Raw genomic sequence first — 1,515 nt, 5'->3', positions numbered from 1 at the left:
CTCAACTTTCGCAGCATGAAATAGGTAGATAAGCGTTGATGTAGTTGGGCAAAGCAGCAATCCATTGCTGGAGTTGACGTTGAATCAGAGCGGAAAGTTTTTTTCCTGCTTTTGCGGCGACTTCATGGATCAGATCAAGCAGTTGTTGCAAGGCGAGCGCCCAATCGAGCGCTTCTACTTCATCACACAACAAATAAAACAAGCCGCCAAACGAGCGGGCATCCGTGCTTTGCCGGTGCTGCCAGGCCAGCAGGATATAGCGCGAAAACACAATGGTCGTGTGGCTTACAAGCAAGTCGTACGAACGGCCTTGGAACTCGTTTTGCAGACGCAGCAGCGATTTGGCGCACTTGAAGAAAACCTCGATGTCCCAGCGCATCCGGTAGATCCGGATGATGTCCTGGGCCGTCAGACTAAGGTCGGTTGAAAGTAGGGCAAGCCATTCGTTTTTCTTGGAACGATGGCGGACAAATACGATCACCACCGGGATTCCCGGGGCGAGCGAGGTTCGGATAAGACGAAGGATGTTGCGGTTTTTCCCTTCGACACGCGGGGAGGCGGCATACAATTCCTTCAGGCTGAGCCGTTTCCCGTTCACGAGATAGCGCTTGTTATCGTTCTTGACCATGCCGATCACATGCAGCCCGCGACGGATGACTTCCTGAATGAGCGGCGCATGCGTAAACCAACTGTCCATCAGGGCGTACGATGCCGAAATGCCGGCCTGCAAAGCACGATCCAGCATGGCCGCGATGACCTGCGGAGCCGTACAAAACGCTTCTTGCCGACGCTTGTAGCCATGGCTTCGCTTGTCGATCCCGTCCGCCATGCCGTTGATGCCGGACTTCACCGAACTCAGCAGCGCAAAGTCCATCGGGACAAACGAATGGCCGTCCGACCAGCCCATGGTCAGCATGCGGAAGCCTTTGTAGAAGGCGCCGGTTGCATGATCTTTAAAGCGCGCCAGCATCTCAACGGCTTTACTCCGGTTGCGCGCAAACATGGTATCATCGAAGATCAACGCGGTCTCCCGGTTGGACGAGGTCAGCGGTTCCATTCGCGCGATTGTTTCGCCGCTGAGCAACAACAAGAACCGCCGCCATGCGTAGCCGCTGTGATTCAAGAAACGATACACCGCATCTTTACCGGGAAATGTCTCGCCTTTCTTGCTCTCTAGAAGCCGGAACCAGTTTTTCTGGTGAAACAGCAAAACAAACACAAGGCGGAATAAATAGGCGCATGTAAATCCGAATTTCTTTTTGAAACCCGCTCCACGCAAGTGTTTCAACACGTTAAGTTCCAGAAAAGCAGGTTTGATTTCGTTTGGCAGTTGATCGAGTGGCTCATTTCGTTTTATCATATAGGAAACACCTTTTCTGTGTGGTTTTGGGATCTGGACAATTCCAATTATACCAAACAGAACGGTGTTTTTCATTTCGTCAAGCCTAGAACCACACGAGCAAAAACCCAATCATATCAAGGAATAAGCGTCATTTTTGCTCTGCGAAAGTTGAG

Annotated in this window: 1 protein-coding gene; it reads right to left on the bottom strand. The window is 51.6% G+C overall.

Going from position 1 to position 1,515, the window contains the following annotated elements; all coding sequences use genetic code 11:
• Position 1: 1 nt before the first annotated feature.
• Complete coding sequence (locus HGBM_RS00035; protein WP_019119056.1) at positions 2 to 1,360, bottom strand: IS4 family transposase; 1,359 nt, start codon at positions 1,358 to 1,360, stop codon at positions 2 to 4.
• Between the last annotated feature and the right edge of the window lie 155 nt (positions 1,361 to 1,515).

The organism is Brevibacillus massiliensis, assembly GCF_000311785.1.
GTDB lineage: Bacteria > Bacillota > Bacilli > Brevibacillales > Brevibacillaceae > Brevibacillus_C > Brevibacillus_C massiliensis.
Note: the sequence above shows the minus strand (reverse complement) of the source record. Positions and strands in the feature narration are given on the sequence as shown.

Coding starts and splice junctions, on each gene's coding strand:
- HGBM_RS00035 (WP_019119056.1), bottom strand. CDS start 1,360: ATGATAAAACGAAATGAGCCACTCGATCAACTGCCAAACGAAATCAAA.